This window comes from Deinococcus sp. JMULE3 (assembly GCF_013337115.1).
Taxonomy (GTDB): Bacteria; Deinococcota; Deinococci; order Deinococcales; family Deinococcaceae; genus Deinococcus.
Genome location: NZ_SGWE01000004.1, coordinates 2,693,946 through 2,710,092, shown reverse-complemented (window position 1 = coordinate 2,710,092; position 16,147 = coordinate 2,693,946). Strand labels below are relative to the sequence as shown.

The following is a 16,147-nucleotide window of genomic DNA, read 5'->3' as shown; positions in this document are numbered from 1 at the left end:
GCCCGCGATTCTGCTATGACCCGCAGCCTCATCCTTCATTACGGCAGCGTCAGCACGCGCACGTTCCCGTCGCGGGCACTCAGGAAGCTCAGCCTCCGCCCGTCGGGACTGACCGACCAGTCCGCCAGTCGCACCTGACCGCCCAGGTCGCCCAGCGTCGACCACGCATTGGCGGGCACGCTGTACTGCCGCAGCTCGTGCGCGCCGCCCCCGGTGCTCAGGGGAATCAGGAGCAGGCGGTTCGCGTCCCGCCAGCGGTAGGAACCGAACACGCTCAGTTCGCGCGGGCTGCCCCCGACGGTGGCCTGGAGCCAGAGGCCATTGCGGGCGGCGCTGTCGAAGGCGACGGTGTACGCGACCTGCCGCCCGTCGGGGCTGAGGGCCACAGAGCGGAAGTTCAGCGCCTGCCGCAGCACCCGCCGCGCGCCGGTGCGGGTGTCCAGGGTGAACAACTCCCGGTCGCGGGCCGACGCGCTGGGCTTGCCGCTCAGGAGCAGCGTCGAGTCGTTCACCCAGCCGTGAATGCTGCCGCCCGCGAGGGTCGCCACCAGCCGGGGCGCGCCGAACACGTCTGCGACGAACACCCGCGTCACGCGCCGGTCGAAGTTGCCGCTCGTGCTGCTGCGCGCGTACGCCAGCCGCGTCTCGGCGCGCGTCCAGACGACGTCCGCCCCAAAAGTGGGCAGCGTGAAGCGCCGCCCGTCGGTCAGGCGTTCCAGGGTGGTCGCCTCGCCCGCGCCGGGCCGCACCGCCCAGCGCAGCGACGGCGAGAAGAACGCCACGCTGGAGAAGCGCCGCGTGACCTCTCCCCCGTCCGCCGGGACGCTGTAGATGCCGGTCGAGCCGCGCGCCGGGGGACCGTCCAGGAACAACAGAGAGCGTGAGTCGGGTGTCCACACCACGCCGGGGCAGCACTCGCCGCTCAGGACCGCGCGGGACGGCAGGGTGGCGGCCTCTACCGCGCCCAGCAGCAGGGCCGCCAGGGCCAGCAGGGTGCGCTTCACCGGGCACCCCCGGCGGCGGGCGGCCAGGGTTGCCGGTACTCGTTCAGCAGCGGGCCGCCCCGCAGCGCGGCGGGCTGCGAGTCCGGCGTCTGCCAGCGCCGGGGACGCTCCAGGTCGTACTCGTAGCCGCGCCCGAAACTCCCGGCCAGCGCCAGCGAATTCCAGTCCGCCGCGAGGTACGGCAGCGGATTCAGGAAGCGCTGGTGCGAGCGGTCGCGCAGTTCCAGGTGCAGGTGCGGCGCGCTGACGCAGGTGCCCTGCGAGTCGCCGCTCTCGCCGATCACCTGCCCGCGCGTGACCCGCTGCCCCACCCGCAGGCTGGACCGCACCCGCAGGTGCCCGTACAGACTGGAGAGGTTCCCGGCGTGATCCACGACCACGTTGTGCGGCGGGCTGCCGTGCGGGCCGTCCACCTCGGCCACCACGCCGTCCCCGATCGCCCGCACGGGCGTGCCGCACGGCGCACTGAAATCCAGGCCCGCGTGGATGCCCTGCAGGGCTCCGTACGTGCTGCGCCGCTGCCGGTACGCGCCGGTCGTGTTCCCGTAGCCCTGCCCCAGCATCCAGGTGTCCGGGCCGGGCGGCCCCGCGAACGGCAGCCCGAACTGGGCCTTCGCGGGCGCGACGGCACTCACGGGGAGCGGCGCGGCGTAGTGGGCCAGGGCCACGCCGGTCAGCGCGGCAGCCAGGAGCAGGAATCGGCGGGCAGCCATACCCGATGCTGCCCGCCGACCGCGCGTGCCAGGGTAGGCGCGCCCACCTTCTGCCCTGCGCGTTCCTTCAGGCTTTGCGCAGCAGGATGCTCTTGAGGTACAGGCTCTCGGGCACGCTCAGGAGGTGCGGGTGATCGGCCGGCTGGTAGGTGACGTCCAGCACCTCGGCGTCGGTGTTCGCCTCGGCGGCGGCGACGCGGGCGGCGTCGAGGAGGTCGTCCACGCGGATGTAGTGCGCGCAGGTGCTGATCAGCAGGTGCCCGCCACTGTCGAGCATGCGCAGGGCGCGGGCGGCGCCGTCGGTGAAGATGCGTTTGGTGCGGGGCACGTCGTCGCGCCGCTTGGCGAGGGTGGGCGGGTCGAGGACGATCGCGCCGAAGGTGCGCTTCTCCTTGACCAGCGCGTCGAGCTGTTCGATGGCGTCACCCCAGCGCACGCCGACCTGGACGCCGTTGCCGCGCGCCGCGCCTTCCAGCGCGCCCAGCGCGACGCTGTCCTTGTCGATGGCGACGGCCTTCGCGCCCGCCTTGGCAGCGTGCAGGCTGAAGCCGCCGGTGTACGAGTACACGTCCAGGAACCCCGCGCCGGGCTGCACGAACGTGCGCATCAGTCGGCGGTTGTCGCGCTGGTCGAGGAAGAAGCCGGTCTTCTGCGCGTCCATCGGGTTGAAGTGCAGCTTCAGGTCGTCCTCGAAGAATTCCACGCGTTCGGGCACGTCGCCCCAGAGGGTGCCGGTCACGAGGTCCAGGCCCTCCTTGCGGCGCTCGCCGGTGTCGCTGCGCTCGTAGGCACTGGTGGCGCCCGTCTCCTCGCGCAGGGCCTTCACGATGAGGTCACGGTGCCGCTCGACGCCCGCGTTGCGCAACTGGACGCCCAGCGTTCCGGCGAACTGGTCGGCGATCACGCCGGGCATCCCGTCGGCTTCCGCGTGCAGGACGCGCATGGCGTCGGTGTTCACGATCCGTCCGGCGCGGCGGGCCAGGGCGGCCTTCACGCGGGCGCGGTAGAACTTCAGGTCGATGTCCTCCTCCTGCCACGTCAGCAGGCGCAGCGGCGTGCCGCCCTGCGGGTTGAAGTACCCGCGCGCGATCACCTTGCTGGAGTCGGGGCCCTTGACGTTCACGACCTCGCCGGGCTGGATGCCGTCGTCGGCGCGGGCGATATCGCCGCTGTGTCCGAACGGGTAGCGGCCCGCGATGCGGCGCACCGCCTGGGGTTGCAGGGTCACGGTGGGGGACTTCTTCATCAGGGCAGGGTACCAGACCGCAGAAATCCGAGGTCGTGCGGGCTGCAGCATGCAGAGGGGTCGAGGGGGTTCCAGGGTGCCTCCGACACGAGCAGCGCGGGAAGCCGTCCAGACCGGCGGTTGGAGGTGAAGCTGGAGGGCCTGCTTCTCGCCCCAGGACAAGGCTGGGCACCACTGCAAGTCCCGACCGCGCATGAACGCCGCCCCACACGTTCCCTCACCCTCCGGCACGGACGCGCGGGCCATACTTCCAGGCGTGATGCCCCGCGCTGCCCGTCCCCTGCTCGCCCTGCTGTCCTGCACCCTGATCGCCGGGTGTGGCCTGATTCCCACGCCCAGCGTCGACGTGAAGGATTCGCGGCTGGACCTGCCGTCCAGCGGCGCGCTGAGCGGGAAGGTCGTGTACCTGATGCGGGACAGTCTGGCCGGGAACACCGTTCCGGCGGTCCTGCAGCAGGTCACGGTGCGCGGCGTCGCCACGTACCGCACAGGCGGACTGGGCACGCTGCGCGCGGTGGACATGTACGTGCGAACCGACCTGACGACGCTGCCCGCGACCTGCACGCGGTACGCGGCGACGCCCGCCGCGCCGGGCATGGTGGTGTGCGACGCGGCGGGCGAGGCGGCGCAGGCCATCGGGCAGCTGGCCCTGACCGCCGGGCAGAGCGTGCCGTTCACGCTGGGCGGCCCGGCGCTGGACACGGCCGCAAAGGCCGGGCACGGCTACTTCGGGATGCGCTTCAGTGACGGCCAGAGCGTCTTCGGGGACACCCTGGACCTGACCGGCATGAAGGCCAGCGCGCGGCTGTAATACGGACTCCGGTTGAATGGTTTGCAAAAACCGTTCAACCCGAGCGGATGCGACTCGTAGAGCTGCGGAGCAGAGAAGGAGCAAAGCGCCCCTCCGGGCGTGGAGTTGGCAGATCGGTGGTGTTCCGATCTGTCAACGAAACAGATGGAATCCGTATAAGCCTCCGCGGGGGTGGCGTGCCCCCCGCTTCATGAAGCGCGATGGTGCGCCGCGTACCGAATATGGCCTGGCCTTTGCCGTAGCTTCAGGCGTGCCTCACAATCTCCGCGTTCGCCTGCTGGGCCTGGGCATGGCCCTGCTCCTCTCCCCGGCCGCGCTGGGCAGTCCCGCCAGCGACCTGTTCGACGCGGCGACCCGGCAGGTGCAGCGCAACTACTACGGCTGGGCGACCGGCGACCTGACTGATCTGACCCGGCAGTACGCGGACACCCTCGCGCAGCGCTGCGCGCCCGAGGGGGACGCCTGCTCGTTCGATACGGGCCGCGCGGTGCTGGGTGACCTGTTCAGGGCGTTCGGGGACGCGCACACGAACGTCCGTGACGCCGAGGGCGCCGAGCGTCTGCGCGAGCAGCAGCTGAACCTCGCGGTACCCCGCACGGGCGCGCGGGTCGTGCGGGTCGAGGGCGGCCTGCTCGTCGCCGGGGTCACGCCCGGCAGTCCGGCCGAGGGGGCGGGGCTGCGCGAGTTCGACCTGATCACCACCGTGCAGGGCGAGGCCGCCGGGAAACGCGGCGGGGAGGACGCCCTGGTCGGCCCGAAGGAGTTCGTGCGGCTGGAACGTGCCGCGCAGCCCATCCAGGTAACGGTCAGGCGCGCGGGCAGCCCGGACCTGGCCCTGACGCTGGGCAGCGCCGAGTTGCAGGCCCGTGACGAACCCACGCTGTCCTGGGTGGGGCCGGAGAACCGCACGGCGCTGATCCGCTACCCGACGTTCCTCCCGGCCGACGCGGCGGCGCTGTTCGTCAAGCGGGTGCAGGAGGCCCGCGCGGGCGGCGCGCAGGGGCTGATCGTGGACCTGCGCTTCAACGGTGGCGGGAGCCTCGCGCAGTGCGTGGCGGCCGCCAGCGTGTTCACGCCCGTCGAGTACCGCGCGCAGTCACGCGGGGGCGGCAGCGTGTACCGGGGGCTGGACGGTCAGCTGGCCCCCGTGAAACCCACGGGGCGCCCGCCGGGACCGCCGCCCGCGCCGCTGTGGGCCGGGCCGACCGCGGTGCTGGTGGGGCCGAACACGGCGTCCTGCGCGGAGGTCTTCACGTTCTACGCGCAGCGCGCCGGGGCACTCGCGGTGGGCGAGGCGACCAGGGGCGTGCAGAACAGCGGCGTGAACTTCCTGCCCCTCCCGGACGGCGGGGTGGTGTCGGTCACGATCCTGCGGGCCTTCGGGCCGGACGGCGCGCCCCTGCCCGAGCGGATCACGCCGGACGTCACGGCCCCCACCGACCTGGACCTGCTGACGACCGCGGGCCGCGACAGCACCCTGGAGGCGGCGCTGTTGAACCTGCGGGGCGCGCAGGGCCTGCGGCCACCCGAGCGGTAATACGGACTCCGATTGAATGGCTTATAAAGCCGTTCAATCCGAGCGGATGCGAGAAGGAGAGAAACGGGTTCCGGACGTGGAGTTGGCAACCCGGTGCTGTCCCGGGTTGTTAACGCAATAAACGGAATCCGTGTAACACGCAGCGCAGGCAGGGGGGGCCGCGCCGGAACTGTCCTGGCGCGGCCCCCCCCTGTGCGCGGGTCAGCGACTCCAGCGTTTCATCAGGGTCACGAGGCGCTCGGGGGTGACGTTGCGGTACTCGACGTCGCCGACCCGGACCAGGGGGGCGTCCTCGGGCGCCACGGCGGGGCCGCAGTGCGAGAGACTCAGTTCCACGTTCCCGTCGGCGGTGACCATGCCGGGGCTGATGCGCAGCGCCGCCCAGACGGCGTCCAGCAGGTCTTCTCGTTGGTCGATGCTCAGGTGTTCGGTGCAGATTTCCAGGCGGGTGACGGGCACAGCGGGGGGCCTCCTTGCGGCGGGTCACTCTAGAGCATTTCGGCAGCGGTCACGTGGTGGTCGCGCTGGGCAGGAAGTCCAGCACGACGTGCGGCGGGAGCGGCTGACTCTCGCGCAGCGGGGTGGTGTCCCCGGCGGCGCGGAGCGTCACGCCGTCCGGGGCGGCCAGCAGCAGCAGGACGCCGCCGCTGAGGCTCAGGCGCAGTCCGTCCAGGGCGGGGGCGCGCAGCACCTGCCCCAGGTCCGTGACGGGCGCCGTGACGCGCAGCGCGTGCGCGCCGTACGGGCCGCGCACCTGCATGTGTGCTCCCGTGACGTGCAGCGCCAGCGGCAGGCCCAGCCCCGCGAGGTCGCCCAGGTCGGGGCGTGGCGCGCGGACCTGCCGGGCGACCGCCACGCCGATCAGCGTGCCGGGCCGGACGATGTCCCCGGCCTGCAGCAGTCGCGCGCCCTGACTGACGTCCAGGTCCGGCGGGAGGCGCAGGAGTTTCAGGCCGTCGCGGTGCTGCTCGGCGCGCAGGCCGCTCAGGTGCGGCACGCGGCTCAGCTGCCCCAGGTCGAAGGGTCCGCCCAGCGGCGTGGGCACGCCCGCGACCTCGCCGTCGGCGGTGACAAGGTGCAGGGTGCGGTCCTCGCGGTACTCCAGGCCCTCGACGCCCGGCAGGAACGGGCGGGCGGGCGCGGCGCGCGGCGCGGGTTTCGCGGCGGGTCGGCGCCGCAGCGCGGCCCAGATGCCCAGCGCGAGCAGGGGCAGCAGCGCCAGCCACGCCCAGCGGCCCGCCGGGGACGGGGATGGGCGGGGGGACGGGGCCGGGGTAGGCGCCGGGGGCTTCACGGTGGTCGTCGCCGGGACAGTCAGCGTGCGGCCGCCCGCCTGCCCGCGCAGGGTGGGCAGCGGGACGGTCCCCACCTCCGGCAGCAGGAGGGTCGGCGTGACGGTCAGGTCCGGCAGCGGGCGGGCAGCGCGCAGCGTGACCGTGAAGTCCCGCGATCCGGCGGGGGCGTCCACGCGGCCCGTCACCCCGGCGGGCAGCGCCCCCAGCGTGATGCGGGCGGTGTTCACGCCGGGCGCGGCGCGCAGGCGCAGCACGACGTCCTCCCCGCCGCGCAGGGCGAGGTCCGCGCCGGGATTCAGCCACGTCAGCGGCTGCCCGGTCAGGCGCAGCAGCACCTGCCGTTCCCTCGGCGCGATCCATGCGGCACCCGCGACGGGCGGCGCACACAGCAGCGCGGGCGTGCCGGGCCGCAGTCCGGCCGGGACGGTCAACCTGAGCTCGCCTCCCTGCACTGATTCCGTGGTCAGCGAGAGGCCGGGGGTGCCGCTCGCCAGCGTCACGGGCGTGCCGTCCGGGAACGGGGCGGGCAGCGCGTCCCCCGTCACGCGGCGCAGGCCGCCCTCCAGACCCGCGCCGCCCAGGTCCGGGACGACGTTCACGGGCACCGTCAGGCCGCTCGCGTACGTGCTGGCACTCAGCGCGGCGCGCGCCTCGGCGGGAATGTCCGCGCCCAGGGCCACGTACGTCAGGCGGTCCAGCGGCCCACGACCGGTCCAGGCGTTCAGGGCGCCTTCGGCAGTCACGGTCTTCCCCTGCTCGCGGGTGTCGTTGTCGATCCCGTCGGTCAGGACGAACACCTGCGTGACCTCGCCGCCTTGCGCGGTCAGGGGCCGCAGCGCGTCGCGGACGCTGCGGTACAGGAACGTGTTGCGGCCGTCTGCCTGCAGGGTGCCCAGCGCGGCGTTCCAGGCCGGGCTGCCTGCGGGCGCGTCGAAGGTCCGCCGGGACCGCAGACCCGAGTCGAAGGTGATCAGCTCGGCCCGGTCGGGCTGCGCGGCGCGCACGAAGGCGTTCAGCTGGCCCCTGACCCGGTCGAAGATGTCGGCCCGGCCGTCCCCGATGCCGCGCATGCTGCCGCTGGTGTCCAGCACGAACACCACGCGGGTCCGAGTGGGCAGGTCACCGGACGGCAGTGAGCAGGAGGCGTCCTGCGCGGCCCCGGCGGACGCCAGCAGCAGGAGAGGCAGGAGGGCGGTGCGGGGCATCGGGTTCCTATTGTGACGCCTGACCTGCCCGCACGGGGCGAGTCCGTGGACAGGCCCCCTGGGATGAGCGGTGTTTTGTGCGTTTCGGGCGCTGTTTTCGGCAGGTTGTGCGCCGGGCGATACCCGGACCGATATTACGCTATTGGCGTAAAATATTTGACCGTTTTCAACCCTGGTAGTATACTGGACAGACGCAGAAGACGCGCCCAGCGCGCCTCACACCACCTCTCCCCCACCCACACCCGCCGCCCGGCCCACCCGCCGCGCCGCGCCCCAGGAGTGACATGACCCAGACCGACGACACCGTGCACGACATCACCGCCACCGCCGGCCCCAGCGCCGAATACACCGCCGCCGACATCAGCGTCCTGGAGGGCATGGACGCCGTGCGCAAACGCCCCGGCATGTACGTGCAGGGCGGCACCGGCATCGACGGCTACCACCAGCTCCTGACCGAGATCATCGACAACGGCATCGACGAGGGCCTCGCCGGATTCGCCGACGAAATCCACATCATCCTGCACGCCGACGGCGCCGCCACCGTCACCGACAACGGCCGCGGCATCCCCATCGACATCATGCAGAGCAAGGGCCGCCCCGCCATCGAAGTCATCTTCAGCGAACTCCACGCCGGTGGCAAATTCGGCCAGGGCGCCTACAAGGTCAGCGGCGGCCTGCACGGCGTCGGCAGCACCGTCGTGAACGCCCTCAGCCTCTACCTCGACGTCACCGTCAACAAGCACGGGCACCTGCACAACGTCCGCTTCGAGAAGGGCATCCTCGTCAAACCCCTGCGCGACGAAGGCCCCACCCCCAGCGACATCACCTGGGCGACCCGCGTGTCGTTCCACCCGGACCCCAGCATCTTCAAGGAGTTCGACAACCAGTTCAACTACGACCGCATCCGCAACCGCCTGCGCGAACTGGCGTACCTGACCGGCCTGAAGATCGTCATCCGCGACGAACGCACCGAACTGCACGCCGGGCAGATCAAGGAAGAGACCTTCCACGAGAAGGGCGGCGTCGCCAACTTCGCCCGCGCCCTCGTCACCGACGACAGCAAACTCCTGTACGACCAGCCCATCGTCATGCGCGGCAAGCACAGCGACGTGGAAGTCGAGGTGGCGTTCATCCACGCGAACACCTACGCCAGCGACAACATCCTCACGTACGCCAACATGATCCGCACCCGCGACGGCGGCACCCCCCTGACCGGCTTCAAGACCGCGTACACCCGCATCCTGAACAAGTACGCCCGCGACAAGAACCTCATCAAGAACGGCAACCCCGTCCCCAGCGGCGACGACCTCCTCGAAGGCATCTACTGCGTCGTGTCCGTCAAACTCGGCGACCCGCAGTTTGAAAGTCAGGCCAAGGTCAAACTGCTGAACAGCGAGGCGCAGACCGCCGTGAACGCCGTCGTCGGCGAGAAATTCGCCGAGTTCCTCGAAGAGAACCCCAAGGTCGGCAAGACCATCGTCGAGAAAGCCGCCGAAGCCGCCCGCGCCCGCGAGGCCGCCCGCAAGGCCCGCGACATCGTCCGCCGCAGCAACCCCCTCGAGAACGACGACCTGCCCGGCAAACTCGCCGACTGCTCGTCACAGGACCCCAGCGAGAGCGAACTGTTCATCGTGGAAGGCATCAGCGCAGGCGGCAGCGCCAAAGGCGGACGCGAACGCCGCTTCCAGGCGATCCTCCCCCTGCGCGGCAAGATCCTCAACGTCGAAAAAGCCGAACTGAACAAGATCCTCAAGAACGCCGAAATCCGCGCCCTCATCGGCGCCATCGGCGCCGGCGTCGAAGGCACCGGCGACCGCATGCACTTCGACCTCAGCAACCTGCGCTACCACAAGATCATCATCATGACCGACGCCGACATGGACGGCGGCCACATCGCCACCCTCCTGCTGACCTTCTTCTACCGCTACATGCGCCCCGTCGTCGAAGCCGGATACCTCTACATCGCCCAGCCCCCCCTGTACCGCATCATGATCGGCCGCGAAAAGAAAGGCACGTACCTCTACACCAACGAGGACCTCAAGGAACACGTCGCCCGCGCCAACAAAGAAGGCAAGAAGTACGACATCCAACGCTTCAAAGGCCTCGGCGAGATGAACGCCGACCAGCTGTGGGACACCACCATGAACCCCGAAACCCGCGCCCTCAAACGCGTCGGCATCGAAGACCTCATCGTCGCCAACGAAGTCTTCGAAAACCTGATGGGATCGGACGTCGCCCCGCGCAAGACCTTCATTCAGGAGAATGCGAGGTTCGCTGAAATCAGCGTGTAACCTTACGCTCATGCCGGAGATGCCCAAGAAAATATTGGTCATCTCCGGTTTTTATATTGACATAGTTAGCAATTTAGACCACGGCTACCAGAAGGAAAACGTAGTACCATTACCCCAAGATTGACATCCACTTCACCAATCCTACATGGCATTTTTTCTCCTGAAATGTATTGCCATAAGGCGAGCACGCCTGAAACGTATGGGACCGAAAACGATGTTCCTTTTCTCTTAATTGCCGCTATGCCTCTATCCATCATGTAATACTCCCCGGGGGCATATATAGATGCATAATTTAAATTATCCGGATTATTTGCAGATTTAATATCAAAATCAGAAAACTTATCGTATCTCAACGAATCTTTACCATACGAAGGCTCAATCGATCCCACAGAAATAATGCCCCCTAAGGCAAGTCCATTAATCTTGCCTATCCAATCCGCCGGATACTGACGACACAATGATTTAGAAGGGTCGTCCGAGCACTTATCGGTATTACCGCTAGATACAACAAAGATTATACCCACACCTGAAGCATACTTTATAACTTCAAAAAGGTCTCTACCGCCAAAACTACCCGAAAGGCTCATATTAATAATGATTGACCTTTCTCCGGCCTCATATATAGCTTGGCATATCTCATCAATAATATACCGAGTGTCGCATACACCATTAGCAGTTTTGCAGACATCCCTTGCAACCACATCTGCGCTTTCTCCAACAATACTCTTAATTATATTGTAAACCACTTTGCCATGGTATAGCCTATTCTCTAAATTGAAATTATCAATTCCAGTTTCAGAATCGAAGGTATCAAGAATAATGATCTTCGATTTGATCGGCTCATAATAATCACTTGTCGGAACATCAAATCTGGACATCGAATCATTGTTTTTATCTATACGATATTGAGTTAAAAATTTATCCCGCATATCTTCAGGCAAACCAAAACTCTTTATTATAATGTCATTCATAACACTTGCTTCATCTGCAGAATAAACAGTTTGAAAATCAGATTCCAGAGAAGAGTCTCCCACAGTTGGCTCCCTGGTCGGGACTACCGCCAAGGAGCTGTCCTCCTGGCTGGATAACAACATTTTTAAAGTAATGTGCGATTTTGGCTCGCTAATAATCGTCATCCCGCTTGTGCAAGCCCTCGGGATGCTTGATTTTTCATCTTCGTTCTGCGATGCAAACAATTGAGCAGATTTGGGAATATACACATCAGATCTTGAAAGAGCATCATCTCCATCAAAATCAGCTGCGTAAAGATTTTTCTTTACTAGATCACCACTTTCACCAATTAGCGAGGCAGCCCAAATATCGAAAGGCGGATCAACATGGGATATTGTGGCACTTTTTGCAGCTCCGATCTTCCCCAAATCGTTTAATATTATGACAGATATCTCTTTAGCGCCAAAAATTGCACTCGCTTTTGATATTACAGGACCGATCCTAGAGGCTAGAAGGTGAATCTGCTGCTCTCCAATAGGTACTCCATCCGGAATATTACAATACCATGTATTCAGATTTTGAATTGGATAGCATTCTGAATATGAATTCCCTATTTTTACAAATGGCCGCCTTCCATCATTAAAGAAAGCACTCTCTCTGGCGTCCATAACTATATTAAGCCCTAGCTTATTAATTATATGGTCTGGAACAATACTAAACGCACCCGCATTACCGTATATTAAAATCAATATCAACCACCAATATATGTTTTTCATAGCATATACCTCCACTTGTGTGCCCTCATAGAAGGTTATTTCCTATTTGTTCTGCTATCTCACCGTGCCCCGACCGAGATAGAAAATCGATGACCCCTTTAATTCTGTCCGCATCTCCCATCACTTCCGCCAAATTCGCCGAAATAATTCCAAGAAGTCTAATGTTTCCTGTACTTTCAACACATTTCAACGCCATTTTATAATATTTTAACGCGTATTCGAACCTTTCGCCAAAATGGGCGCACACTCCACAGCTATTCAATGCACTTGCTTCGCCATCACTATTTTCATTCTGCCGGAATATCTGTATTGCTTCTTTATAAATTGATTCAAATTGCTCAAAGTCATGGTATCCCAAATACTCAGATAAACAATCTGCATAGTTAACAAGTATTGAAGCCCTTTCTAACAGAACATTCTCTGAATCTACTAACACATCGGCAAATGCAAGTCGAGGATCTTCTCCTTTTTTGCAAATTAATGTAGAAATCATTCCGCCGCATTGTATAGCGGACGAGATTTCACCACTAGAATAATATAAATCACGTGAATTATAATACCAATCAAGACTTTTTTCATAATTACCAATTCTGAGATGGTAACTAGCAAGCGCATATGCTGCGTGAGCACTCCATATGCCCAGATTCATCGGGATCTTTTCCGCTAAGTCTCTACATTCATCGAGTCTACCTAATCTAAACTTGCACATTGCCATGACCGACATCAGCGCCCAACTGCCGGAAACGCCTTGGCCTATATTGTTCAACCAATGTTCAGCATTAACTGAATCACCAGCCTTCACTAACACCCATCCTCGGAGTAGTTTCACTTCATCGGTCTGCGGGGCGACTTCCAGTGTTCTGGCGGCTCTGGCGGGGTAGCCGCGTTTCATTTCCTGGTCGGCGTGCCAGTGGGCGGCGGCGGCGCAGGGGGTGTGGTCGTGGTCTTCCCAGAGGTCGCGGGCGGCGAGCCAGTGGGGCCAGGCGGTGTCGCGGGGGTGGTGGCGGGCGAGGTGCAGGTGGGTGAGGGTGGTGTCGAGGGGGTGGGTGTCGAGGAGGTGCCGGGCGGGGGTGCTGGCGCGGATGCTGCCGTCTGGGGTGGTGAGGCCTTCGCGGGTGAGGGTGTCGAGGGTGCTCGCGAGGGTGGCGGCGCTGAGGTTCAGGGCGGCGCGGGTGGCGCCCAGGTTGGGGGTGTCCTGCGCGGCGAGGGCGAGGAACAGGCGGCGGTGGTCGTCGCCGAGGTGTCTGAGGTGCGCGTCGAGGGTGCGGTCGGGTGGGGTGCCGTTCAGGTACGCGCTGAGGAGGGTGGGGTGGCCGCCGGTGGCGGCGTGCGCGCCGGGGTGCCCTTGGAGGTCGTGTTCGGTGAGGGAGTGCAGGGGGAGGTGATGTGGGGTGGGGATGGTGGGGGGTGGCGGGCGGTGATGGCGATGGTCGCGCCGGGGGTCTGGCGGGCGGCGAGGGTCAGGGCGGCGCGCGTGGTGTCGTCGCAGTCTTCCCAGTCGTCGATGGCGAGTTTCAGGCGGGTGTCGCGCAGGAGGTTCAGGGCGTCGGCGGTGCTGCTCAGGGGGTGGGGGCTGAGGGGTTCGAGGGTGGCGAGGGGCAGGCCGCCGCGGGCGCTGAGGAGGCGCCACCCGTGGCGGGTGAGGGCGCGCAGGAGGGTGGTCTTGCCGATGCCGGGGGGGCCGCTGATCCAGGCGACACTGCCGGTGGGGAGGCCGGTCAGGGTGCTCAGTTCGTCGTGTCGTCCGATGAGGGTGTGGTCTGGGGTGGGTGGTGTGGGGGTGGGGAGGCGCAGGCCGAGGTCGTCGGCGTCGCGGCGCAGGTGCAGCGTGAGGGGGTGGTCGGTGCTGCCGAGCAGGTGCCACAGGCGGGTGAGGTCCTCGGGGGGGCAGGGGGGCGCGCCGGGGGTGCGGTAGGCGCGTTCGGCGTGCGCGTGGGCGGGGGTGGGTTCGGCGCGGGCGTGGTGGTGTTCGGCGAGGGTGAGGTGCGCGGCGCGGGCTTCGCTGGCCAGGGTGTCGCGGGTGTCGAGCAGCCACTCTTCGAGGTCGGGGGTGAGGTCCAGGCGCAGGCCTTCGAGGAACTCGCCGGTGTAGGTGTCGCAGGCTTCGGTCCAGCGGGCGGCGCGGTGGTGGGCGCGGAAGTCGGCGGCGTCGCACGGGAGGTGCGCCTCGACCCGCTGGTCGGTCTCGGTGATGGCGCCCAGGGGTCGCAGGCGGATGAGGTTCTGCGCCAGGGAGTTCATGGGGTTCGCGGCGTCCGGCCAGAACAGGTCGGCCAGTCGGCGGCGGGGCTGCGGGCCTTCCAGGAGCAGGTAGGCGAGGAGCAGCAGGGGTTTCTCGCGGCGGTAGCTGGCGCCGTCCACCCGCAGGCCACCCAACGTGAGAAGTTTCATAGACCATTGTAGCGACACACCCGGCGGGGGGGTCAAGTGAAAATGACACGCCCCCACCCGGTCGGGGCAGGGGCGCGCGGGTCTGGTGGGGTCAGGTGGTCGGAATCATGCGGATTCCGTTTGTTTCGCCAACACTCCGGAACTTCACCGGATTGCCGGCTGCACGTCCGGAGGGGCGTTTCTCTCCTTCTCGCCTCCGCTCGGACCCAGCGGGCTTTGCAGCCCATTCAATCGGAGTCCGTATCAGGGGCAGGCGTTCACGACGCTGGCCGCGATGGGCACCTGTCCGGGCGTGGTGATCAGCGGCAGCAGCGGCACGCCGGGCTGGCAGGTCATCCAGTTCGCCAGGAGGCCACTCACGACCGGCGCGGCGAAGCTGGTCCCGAAGTACGGGTACCCGCCCAGCCAGAATTCACCGGGGGCCTGCACGCTGGGCGCCTCGGTCAGCACGCCGGGGTTGCCCACGCCGCGGTTGTATGTCGCCATGTCCTGTGTGGCGATGTCCCACCCGGCGACGCTGAACAGCATGGTGGGCCGCAGGCTGCGTGACGCCAGATTCACGGCCGGGCCGAACTCGAAGGCGCGGGTCCAGTCGGCGGGGTAGTGGTTGCAGCGGTCCCCGGCGACCAGACTGGCGCAGTCGTCGCGGTTGCCGTAACTGGCGGCGACGGGCACGCCCAGGGCGGTCACCTCGCGCAGCGCGAGTTCCAGGCCGCGCGTGGGGTTCGGGCCGCCCACGCTGAGGTTCACGACGTGCCGCCCGCCGCGCCGGGCGTCGGCGGCGACGGCGCACAGGGCCTGCACGGTCTTCAGGGTGGAGCAACTGCCGTCCTTCTCGCAGACCTGCCGGTAGTTCAGCTGCGCGCCGGGCGCGACCGCCTGCGCGATCTCCCCGACGGCGCGCCCGTGGTAGGGGCGGTTGCCGTACAGCTGGTTGTAGTAGTTGATGTCGCCGTCCATCACGAAGGAGTCGCCGGTGGCGGTGGCCGTGTCGAGAATGTGGATGGTCGTCCCCTTGCCCGACGCGGCTCTGACCTGCAGGACCTTCTGCAGGACCGTGATGGGTTTCTCGTCCCGGTACGGTGCGTCGCTCTGGGTAGGGTGCCCGGACCAGGTCGGATCGGTCTGCAGGTCACCGGCGAAGATCAGCTCCAGCAGCGTGAGCACCTGTCCCAGCGGCAGTCCGGCGGTCGGGACGGTGCCCGCCAGTGCCGAGCAGATGGAGTCGGTGGGCGCGGCGGGCGGACGGGCAACCGGGTTTAGCAGCTGGGTCAGGTTCGTGGCTTTCAGCGTGTTCAGGTTGATCAGGGGCGCACGGACGGCGGGGTTCACGGCGACCCGCGCGGCCAGTCCCGGCGTGACGCCCTGAACTTTCACGGGGGCGGTCAGGGGCGTCAGTGCGGGGGACGGCTGGGCACTCAGGCGTCTGAGCACCGACTGCACCTCGGCCGGGCAGCTTTTGGCGCAGGTCTCGGTCAGGGCCTGGAGGCGGCGGGTGTATTCGGCCTGCACGGTCTTCGCGGCGTCAGGCCGGACGTACACCAGGGCGTCGGTGCCGGGGGGCACGGTCAGGACGTTCAGCCGCAGGGTCTGTGGGGCGCCGCGCAGCGTGAGGGTCTGTGGTCCCCCGGCGGCCGCCTGGGGCACCTGGAAGGCCAGCCAGCCGCTGGGGCGGTCGAGGCGGTACTCGGTGGTCTGACCGCCGACGTTCAGTTTTCCCTCGGCGGGGAGGCCACTGAGCCCGAAGATCCAGGCGGTCTCGCCGGGTGCGGCGGCAGCCGGGTACACCCCGGCGGTGCGGGCGACGGTGGCGGGCGCGCTGAGCTGGGCGTGGGCGGCGCCCAGCAGCAGTGGGAGCAGGGCAGGCAGACGGGTTCGGAATGCGGTTCGGATCATGGGTGTCCCTCCGGGGCGCAGCATGTCAGGT

General features: G+C 66.4%; 12 protein-coding genes. 3 read left to right on the top strand and 9 right to left on the bottom strand.

The features are described 5' to 3' along the window. Positions 1–38: 38 nt before the first annotated feature. The 3 genes from EXW95_RS15985 to EXW95_RS15975 form a co-directional block, all read right to left on the bottom strand. Positions 39–1,004 (bottom strand): hypothetical protein, encoded by a 966-nt coding sequence (locus tag EXW95_RS15985; RefSeq protein ID WP_371810116.1) that lies wholly within the window; start codon positions 1,002–1,004, stop codon positions 39–41. After that, positions 1,001–1,717 (bottom strand): M23 family metallopeptidase, encoded by a 717-nt coding sequence (locus EXW95_RS15980; RefSeq protein ID WP_174368278.1) that lies wholly within the window; start codon positions 1,715–1,717, stop codon positions 1,001–1,003. Before EXW95_RS15980 ends, EXW95_RS15985 begins: the two co-directional genes overlap by 4 nt. Positions 1,718–1,784: 67 nt before the next feature. Continuing rightward, positions 1,785–2,963, bottom strand: coding sequence for a class I SAM-dependent rRNA methyltransferase (locus EXW95_RS15975; protein ID WP_174368277.1), 1,179 nt, complete (start codon positions 2,961–2,963; stop codon positions 1,785–1,787). 259 nt (positions 2,964–3,222) lie between these two features. Between EXW95_RS15975 and EXW95_RS15970 the strand changes: the two genes are divergently transcribed. Next, positions 3,223–3,774 carry a hypothetical protein gene (locus EXW95_RS15970; RefSeq protein ID WP_174369023.1) on the top strand — a complete coding sequence of 184 codons (552 nt, stop codon included), beginning with the start codon at positions 3,223–3,225 and terminating at the stop codon, positions 3,772–3,774. 250 nt (positions 3,775–4,024) lie between these two features. Further along, the gene (locus tag EXW95_RS15965; protein WP_371810114.1) at positions 4,025–5,311 is read left to right on the top strand and encodes a S41 family peptidase; all 1,287 of its coding nucleotides are present in this window, start codon (positions 4,025–4,027) and stop codon (positions 5,309–5,311) included. Between the two features lie 201 nt (positions 5,312–5,512). Here the strand turns inward: EXW95_RS15965 and EXW95_RS15960 are convergent, their stop codons facing one another. Both EXW95_RS15960 and EXW95_RS15955 read right to left on the bottom strand, forming a co-directional pair. Continuing rightward, complete coding sequence (locus EXW95_RS15960) at positions 5,513–5,770, bottom strand: NAD(P)H-dependent oxidoreductase subunit E (RefSeq protein WP_174368276.1); 258 nt, start codon at positions 5,768–5,770, stop codon at positions 5,513–5,515. A gap of 49 nt (positions 5,771–5,819) precedes the next feature. Next, entirely contained in the window at positions 5,820–7,811 is a 1,992-nt protein-coding gene (locus EXW95_RS15955; RefSeq protein ID WP_174368275.1) for a vWA domain-containing protein, read from the bottom strand. A gap of 284 nt (positions 7,812–8,095) precedes the next feature. Between EXW95_RS15955 and EXW95_RS15950 the strand changes: the two genes are divergently transcribed. Then, positions 8,096–10,102 carry a DNA gyrase subunit B gene (locus EXW95_RS15950; protein ID WP_174368274.1) on the top strand — a complete coding sequence of 669 codons (2,007 nt, stop codon included), beginning with the start codon at positions 8,096–8,098 and terminating at the stop codon, positions 10,100–10,102. Positions 10,103–10,167: 65 nt separating this feature from the next. Here the strand turns inward: EXW95_RS15950 and EXW95_RS15945 are convergent, their stop codons facing one another. The 4 genes from EXW95_RS15945 to EXW95_RS21195 all read right to left on the bottom strand — a co-directional run bounded on the left by EXW95_RS15945 (position 10,168) and on the right by EXW95_RS21195 (position 16,116). After that, positions 10,168–11,829 (bottom strand): S8/S53 family peptidase, encoded by a 1,662-nt coding sequence (locus tag EXW95_RS15945; protein ID WP_174368273.1) that lies wholly within the window; start codon positions 11,827–11,829, stop codon positions 10,168–10,170. Positions 11,830–11,854: 25 nt separating this feature from the next. Continuing rightward, complete coding sequence (locus tag EXW95_RS15940; RefSeq protein WP_174368272.1) at positions 11,855–12,721, bottom strand: lipopolysaccharide assembly protein LapB; 867 nt, start codon at positions 12,719–12,721, stop codon at positions 11,855–11,857. Positions 12,722–13,113: 392 nt separating this feature from the next. Next, on the bottom strand, positions 13,114–14,220 hold the full coding sequence (locus tag EXW95_RS15935) for an ATP-binding protein (protein ID WP_174368271.1): 1,107 nt from the start codon (positions 14,218–14,220) through the stop codon (positions 13,114–13,116). Between the two features lie 243 nt (positions 14,221–14,463). Further along, positions 14,464–16,116 (bottom strand): S8/S53 family peptidase, encoded by a 1,653-nt coding sequence (locus EXW95_RS21195; RefSeq protein ID WP_174368270.1) that lies wholly within the window; start codon positions 16,114–16,116, stop codon positions 14,464–14,466. Positions 16,117–16,147 lie beyond the last annotated feature (31 nt).

Excerpts from the sequence above, each read along its gene's own strand:
- EXW95_RS15945 (WP_174368273.1), bottom strand. The coding sequence starts at position 11,829 with ATGAAAAACATATATTGGTGGTTGATATTGATTTTAATATACGGTAAT.
- EXW95_RS15980 (WP_174368278.1), bottom strand. The coding sequence starts at position 1,717 with ATGGCTGCCCGCCGATTCCTGCTCCTGGCTGCCGCGCTGACCGGCGTG.
- EXW95_RS21195 (WP_174368270.1), bottom strand. The coding sequence starts at position 16,116 with ATGATCCGAACCGCATTCCGAACCCGTCTGCCTGCCCTGCTCCCACTG.
- EXW95_RS15950 (WP_174368274.1), top strand. The coding sequence starts at position 8,096 with ATGACCCAGACCGACGACACCGTGCACGACATCACCGCCACCGCCGGC.
- EXW95_RS15935 (WP_174368271.1), bottom strand. The coding sequence starts at position 14,220 with ATGAAACTTCTCACGTTGGGTGGCCTGCGGGTGGACGGCGCCAGCTAC.
- EXW95_RS15975 (WP_174368277.1), bottom strand. The coding sequence starts at position 2,963 with ATGAAGAAGTCCCCCACCGTGACCCTGCAACCCCAGGCGGTGCGCCGC.
- EXW95_RS15970 (WP_174369023.1), top strand. The coding sequence starts at position 3,223 with ATGCCCCGCGCTGCCCGTCCCCTGCTCGCCCTGCTGTCCTGCACCCTG.
- EXW95_RS15940 (WP_174368272.1), bottom strand. The coding sequence starts at position 12,721 with ATGAAACGCGGCTACCCCGCCAGAGCCGCCAGAACACTGGAAGTCGCC.
- EXW95_RS15955 (WP_174368275.1), bottom strand. The coding sequence starts at position 7,811 with ATGCCCCGCACCGCCCTCCTGCCTCTCCTGCTGCTGGCGTCCGCCGGG.